Origin of the sequence: Streptomyces sp. NPDC048650, from assembly GCF_043199095.1 — a bacterium.
GTDB lineage: Bacteria > Actinomycetota > Actinomycetes > Streptomycetales > Streptomycetaceae > Streptomyces.
In genome coordinates this window covers 21,690-27,978 of record NZ_JBICVM010000029.1, presented here as the reverse complement: position 1 = coordinate 27,978, position 6,289 = coordinate 21,690, and the positions used below count along the sequence as shown (strand labels likewise).

At 71.6% G+C, this 6,289-nt stretch carries 6 protein-coding genes; all 6 read right to left on the bottom strand.

Annotation, left to right across the window (positions count from 1 at the left end; genetic code table 11):
- Positions 1-180 precede the first annotated feature (180 nt).
- From ACGFML_RS37990 to ACGFML_RS37965, 6 genes are read right to left on the bottom strand one after another with little or no spacing between them, the layout of a single operon-like run.
- Entirely contained in the window at positions 181-594 is a 414-nt protein-coding gene (locus ACGFML_RS37990) for a hypothetical protein (RefSeq protein ID WP_393550506.1), read from the bottom strand.
- A 45-nt stretch (positions 595-639) separates the two neighbouring features.
- Positions 640-1,950 (bottom strand): DUF58 domain-containing protein, encoded by a 1,311-nt coding sequence (locus tag ACGFML_RS37985; protein WP_393550505.1) that lies wholly within the window; start codon positions 1,948-1,950, stop codon positions 640-642.
- A 9-nt stretch (positions 1,951-1,959) separates the two neighbouring features.
- Positions 1,960-2,925 (bottom strand): AAA family ATPase, encoded by a 966-nt coding sequence (locus ACGFML_RS37980; protein WP_393550503.1) that lies wholly within the window; start codon positions 2,923-2,925, stop codon positions 1,960-1,962.
- A complete protein-coding gene (locus tag ACGFML_RS37975; protein WP_393550501.1) occupies positions 2,906-4,135 on the bottom strand; it encodes a DUF4350 domain-containing protein in 1,230 nt (409 codons plus the stop codon). Before ACGFML_RS37975 ends, ACGFML_RS37980 begins: the two co-directional genes overlap by 20 nt.
- Entirely contained in the window at positions 4,132-4,824 is a 693-nt protein-coding gene (locus ACGFML_RS37970; protein ID WP_393550500.1) for a DUF4129 domain-containing protein, read from the bottom strand. The genes ACGFML_RS37975 and ACGFML_RS37970 overlap by 4 nt, the downstream gene beginning before the upstream one ends.
- A 4-nt stretch (positions 4,825-4,828) precedes the next feature.
- The gene (locus ACGFML_RS37965; protein WP_393550498.1) at positions 4,829-6,199 is read right to left on the bottom strand and encodes a hypothetical protein; all 1,371 of its coding nucleotides are present in this window, start codon (positions 6,197-6,199) and stop codon (positions 4,829-4,831) included.
- Positions 6,200-6,289: the final 90 nt, after the last annotated feature.

Sequence of the window (6,289 nt, the reverse complement as noted above, 5' to 3'; positions counted from 1 at the left end):
GGAAGCTAAGCCTTTCAGCGCCGATGGTACTGCAGGGGGGACCCTGTGGGAGAGTAGGACGCCGCCGAACAATCATTGTGGGAAAGCCCCGCACCATATGGTGCGGGGCTTTTTCGCGTTTTCGGACGCGGATAGATCGGCCTGGGTGGTGCTCTCTACCGCAGCTACGACCGAAGCGGGTCAAGCACGGGCACTCAGCTTGCGGGTAAGAAGCCTGCGCAGACGAGCGGAAGCCCCAGGAAGAGTTCCGAGCCGGCGTACTTCGTCGGCTTCGAGCTCTGGTCGCCCTGCCAGAGCCAGCACCGCGGCATAGGGGCGCTCACCCTGCGCGAGTTTGGCGGCTGTGGCGTGGAGGGTGGCCCGCAGTACCACGTGATCCGCGCGGGGATGTTCGGCCAGCAAGCGGAGGAGTCTGTTGTCGTTCCACGAGCTGTCGCGGGCGGTGGTCAGCTCCAGAAGGGTCCGGGGCGGGGTGTGGGGATTGGCGGCCAGTGCCTGCCAGACGAAGCAATAGGGGCATCCTGCGAGGCGATGCAGGATGGCGGCGTCGCTTTGCGTGCGCGCCAGGGCCAGGTAGTCGGCCGGTGTGGGCATGTGTGGTCCGTCCGTCGTATTGGCCTGTCGCAGAGGCGGTAGCTGTCAGAGGCGGCCGGCGGACTTCAGGGTGAGGTAGGCGTCTGCCAGGTCCGGGGCCAGATGGTCAGGCGTGGAGTCGACGACCGTGATGCCGTGGTGGCGGAGGCGGTCGGCGATGCGATGGCGGGCGGCGCGGGACTGTTCTGCGGCTGCCGCCGCGTAGATGGCCTGAGGGGTGTGGCGGGCGGCGGCCATCTCCTCGATGCGCGGGTCGGCGACGGCCGCGACGATGACTTCGTTGCGCTGAGTGAGGCTGGGGAGGACCGGGAGCAGGGCCTCCTCCACGGGGGCCGGGTCCAGGCCGGTGAAGAGAACGACGAGGGACCGGTGGGGTGTGCGGCGGTGGATGGTGGCCGCCAGGCCGCGGGCGTCCGCCTCGACAAGTTCGGGTTCGAGGGGAGCCAGGGCGTTCGTCAGGGCCGGGAGCAGGTCGAGGGCGGTTCGGCCCTGGACGGAGGCTCGTACGCGGCGGTCGTAGGCGAGGAGGTCGACGCGGTCGCCGGCACGAGTGGCGAGGGCGGCCAGGAGGAGCGCGGCGTCCATGGCGGCGTCGAGGCGGGGAATGTCGCCGACGCGTCCGGCCGAAGTGCGGCCGGTTTCCAGGACGAGGAGGATTCGGCGGTCGCGTTCGGGGCGCCAGGTGCGGACGGCGAGGGTCTGCTGACGGGCGCTGGCGCGCCAGTCGATGGAACGGGTGTCGTCGCCGGGAGCGTAGTCGCGGAGGCTGTCGAATTCGGTTCCCTCACCGCGGGTCAGGATGCTGGTGCGGCCGTCGAGTTCGCGGAGCCGGGCGAGCTTGCCGGGGAGATGCCTGCGACTGGTGAAGGGCGGCAGGACGCGCAGGGTCCAGGGGACCTGGTGACTGCCCTGCCGGGCGGCCAGACCGAGTGGACCGTGGGAGCGGACCGTGACGCGGACTGCGTGATGGTCGCCGCGTCGGGTGGGGCGGAGAGTGGTGGTGAGGCGCCTGCGCTCGGAGCCGGGGATGTCGACGCTGTGGCGGGACGCGGGGATGTCCGAGCCTGGGGCGAAGGAGCTCGGGGGCCAGGCGTCGCGGATCTGGGCGCGAAGGGTACGGCGGTCGAGGTTGGTGATGGTGAGGTGCGTGTGGGCTTCGCCTGTTAGTCGAACTGTTGTGTCACCTGTGCGGGTGAAATGGAGCTTTCGCACTGGCGCGGCGAGCGCGAGGTCGCACAGGATTGCTATCAGCAGGACGAGTTGGACGGTGAGTACACCGAGCCAGCTGGGGAGCACGAAACCGACGAGAACGGAGCCGGCTGCGGCGATGAGGGCGGTGCGTCCGGTGAGGGCCACGGCGTCGTCTCAGCGGGGGACGGGGAGGTGGGCGAGCACGGCGTCGATCACGGAGTCGGCGGTAACGCCCTCCATCTCCGCTTCAGGGCGGAGCTGGATGCGGTGGCGGAGTGTGGGGAGCGCAAGGGCCTTGACGTCGTCGGGGGTGACGTAGTCACGGCCGGTGAGCCAGGCCCAGGCTCGGGATGTGGAGAGCAGGGCGGTGGCGCCTCGGGGGGATACGCCGAGGGAGAGCGAGGGGGATTCACGGGTGGCACGGCAGATATCGACGATATAGCCGGTGACTTCGGCGGAGACGGTGGTCTTGGCGACCGCGGCTCGTGCTGCTTCGAGGTCGGCGGCGGAGGCCACGGGACGTAGGCCTGCGGCCTTGAGGTCGCGGGGGCTGAAGCCGTCCGCATGGCGGGTGAGGATGTCTATCTCGTCCTGGCGGGCCGGGAGAGGGACCGTCAGTTTCAGCAGAAACCGATCCAGTTGGGCCTCGGGGAGAGGGTAGGTGCCCTCGTACTCCACGGGGTTCTGGGTGGCGGCCACAAGGAAGGGCTCGGGGAGTGGCCGAGGGGTGCCGTCGACGGTCACCTGGCGCTCCTCCATTGCCTCGAGGAGGGATGCCTGGGTCTTGGGAGGCGTGCGGTTGATCTCGTCAGCGAGAAGGAGGTTGGTGAAGACGGGGCCGGGCTGGAAAGAGAACTCGGCGCTGCGGGCGTCGTAGACCAAGGAGCCGGTGACGTCGCTCGGCATCAGGTCGGGGGTGAACTGGACGCGTTTGGTCTCGAGTTCGAGGGTCGCCGACAGGGCTCGTACGAGCAGGGTCTTGGCGACCCCGGGGACGCCTTCGAGGAGCACATGGCCACGGCAGAGCAGCGCGACGACCAGGCCGGTGACGGCGGAGTCCTGGCCGACCACAGCCTTTGCTATCTCGGTGCGGAGCGCTTCGAGGGACGCTCGGGCGTTGTCAGCGGTCGGGGTGCTCACGGGGGGCGTGCCTCTCTTCGGTGACGATCGCGGTTTCGAGTTCGTCTAGTTGGTCGGCCAGGTGGACCAGGGCCTTGTCGTCCACAGGCGTCGCGCCGAAGAGCAGGGAGTGCAGGCTCGGTTCGGGCTCGGGTGCGGAGATCAGACGGGCATGGACGGCCGGGAGAAGGATGTCGGGGGTGTGGGCGTGTGTGGGGGCCACGCCGATGAGGGGGGCGAGCCGTGTGCGAGTGGCGGCGCGCAGGACAGCTGAAGCGCGGTCTCGGGCGTTGGCCTGTTCGTAGAGCCGGGCGTGACCTTCGGTCGTCTCGGCGGCCGGGACTGTGACGGGGAGCCGTTCGGGCACCAGGGGGCCGAGCCGGCGGGCGCGCCAGAAGGCTGCGAAGACGGCGGCGATGGCGAGTTGCAGCAGTGCCCAGCTCCACCCGGAGGGGATGAGGTCGAGGAAGTCGTGCTGGTCGTCCTGGGCGGACGACGGGTCACTCACGGAGGGGAGGTACCAGACCAGATGCTTGTGGGCACCGAGGAGTTGCAGGGCCAGCGAGGCATTGCCGTGTTCGCCGAGGCGCTGGTTGTACAGGAAGTCGGAGGAACCGAGGAACACGGTGTCGCGGCCGCCGGCGGCACCCGGCCGGCGCAAGAGCGTGGGCCGGCCGGCGCTGAGGTAGCAGCGATCGGCCGTGCCGTCGGTGAGGGTGTAGCGCAGACCGCCCAGGAAGGCGGCGCCCGCGCGGCGGGCGGCCGGCAGCGAACAGGAGGGCCGGCGTGCCGAGTTGCCGACCTCGGATCCCGTGGTGACGGCCGTGTCGAAGGTGGTGAGGGTAGCCGGGCCCGGGGCCAGCAGGACGATACGGCCGGGGGTGTGCGCGGTAGCGGTACGCAGGCCGGTCAGCTGCCGGGGGGTGAGCACGTCGGGATCGGTGACGAGCAGGGTGGTACCGGGGCCGGCTGCGGCGGCGGCCTGCTCGGAGGTGGTGACGACCTGGGTGGTGACGCCCCGGGCGGCCAGCAGTTGGGCCAGGGCCCGGCTCCCGGTGCGGTCCGCGGAGCGGGGGTCGAGCCTGCCGTGCTGTTCGCCGGACTGAAGGGCCGCGAGGGCCACACCGGTGACGGTGAGCAGGATGAGCGCGAGCAGCAGCCCTCGGGAGCGCTTCCACAGGTGTCGGGCGGTCGGGGAGAGCGCCTTTGTGGGGGGCGGTGTGGTGGTCATCCGCGGCCCCGGGTCGCCGCGGCGGCGAGGTGGGGCTTTGCGTGTTGCAGGTCGGTGTCGAGTGCGGTCAGGAGGGCGTACTCCCGTTCGGTGCCGGGGCGGCCGCCGTATACGACGTCGTCGAAGGTACGGGCGGCGGCACTCAACCGGCCGGCGTGCGTGGGGAATGCCCGGCCCGCCGCGGCGGCGGCCTCGTCCGCGGTGCGGCCCGGGCCGGGGGTGAGCAGGGCGCGCTCCTCGAGGGCGAGGACGATCGCGCGCATGCGCTCCTGGACTGCCTGGTTCCACTGGCCCCCGGCGGCGAGCCGGTCGGCGGCCGAGCGGTGCTCCATGGCGGTCCGGGGGACGTCGGTGAAGAGTGTGCCGCCGGTGGACGGGGTGCGGCGCAGCGCGCCGAGCCTCAGGCGCAGCGCGCCGATCAGCAGCACCACCACGGCCACGACGGCGAGCAGCCCGATCCAGCCGCCCGGGGTGGCGTCGGCGGCCGCCGTGAACAGGCCGTCCACACGGTCCCAGAACCAATTCAGCGCCTGCTGGACCGGGTTGGGGTCGTGTTGGTGGTACCGCGGGTCGGACAGCTCGCGCTCCGCCGCCTCGCGGGCGGGGAGGCGCGGGACCCGCACCGGTATGTCATCGTCGCCGTCCGCCATGAGCCGTCCGAGTGCGGCCGAGTTCCCCCCTGTGGTCACCGCATCAGCTTCCCGAAGTGGGGTCGGCGGAGGCGCTCGGGGAAGTGCCCGGGCCGGCGTCCGCGGCGTCCGTGCCGTAGCCGGGGAGGCCGGCGGCCCGGGCGAGTTCGAGGTCGAGGGCCTCGCGACGGATGCGCTGGTCCATGTAGAGGAGGGCGGTCACACCCGCGCTGATCGGAAAGCTGAGCGCCGAGCTGATGACGGCTCCGACGCCCATCACGGTCAGGAAGGTCCAACCGGTGGTGTCGCTGGTGCCGTTCACCCAGGCCATCAGGTCCTCGCCGCTGATGAGGAAGGCGATCAGGGTGGCCGGAATCTGGATGATGAACTCCACCAGGGCGACCAGGAGGTAGGCGAGGATCTGGATGCCCAGCACCCGCCACCAGGAGCCGCGTACGAGCTTGGCGGAGCGACGCATGGAGGCGATGACTCCCTGCCGCTCCAGCATCAGTGCAGGGGAGGCGAGGCTGTAGCGGACCGCCAGCCAGACGGTCACGATGGTCGCGGCCAGTCCGCCGACGATGGTGAGCAGCAGGCCCATCTCCAGCGTACCCGTGGAGACGAGCACGAGACCGGGCGCCAGCCCGACCGCGGCGATGGCCAGGAGGATCGCGGGAAGCAGGAGCAGCAGGCCGAGCAGACGCAGGAGTTGGCCGCGGGCGTCTTGCCATGCCTGGGCTGCGGTCACCGAACGGCCGAGCACGGCGCGGCTGGTGACCATGGTCAGCAGGCCGGTGGCGACGAGGGTGGCGAGGAGCCCGATCAGCGAGGTGACGCCGCTCGCGGTGAGCGAGTTGCCCATGGCGCGGATGGCCTCGCCCAGCGCCGGGCCGGAGCTTTCGTCGGGGGACGGCGGGCGGCTGGGGCCCTGGAGCCAGAGTCCGGAGACGACCGTGATGAGGGTCTGCGAGACGACGGCGACGATCAGGGATATGCCGAGCACGGTGCGCCAGTGGGCGCGCATCGTGGAGACCGCGCCGTCGAGTATCTCGCCGACGCCGAGCGGGCGCAGGGGGATGACGCCGGGCTTGGCGGCCGGCGGGGCCGGGGCCCAGCCGCCGCCCCATCCGGGCCCGCCGCCCCACGGGGGCGGGCTGCCCGCCTGCTGTCCGTGCCGGCCGATCTGGCCCGGGATGGCGGAGCCGGCACGCGCACGGGCTCCGTCCTGCGGGTTCTGGTCGGCCGGGCCGGCCTGGCCGGGGATTCCGGTGGGGGCGGACCACTGGCCGGCGGGCGGCTGCTCCTTGGACCAGTTCGGCGGGGACGGCTGCTTGCCGGCGGGGGGCTCGTCCGAGGCCGGCTGCTCCTGGGTGCCGCGGTCCGGCTCGTCGGAGGGGACGGATCCGGGCGAGGCCCAGCCCGGAGAGTCGTTCATCTTCGCTCCTTCTTGCTGCCCGTCCGTCGCGGCGGGCGAGGTCCGGGGTCCGCGGTGCGAGTCATCGTGTCATGGCGGGTGGTTCTGTGT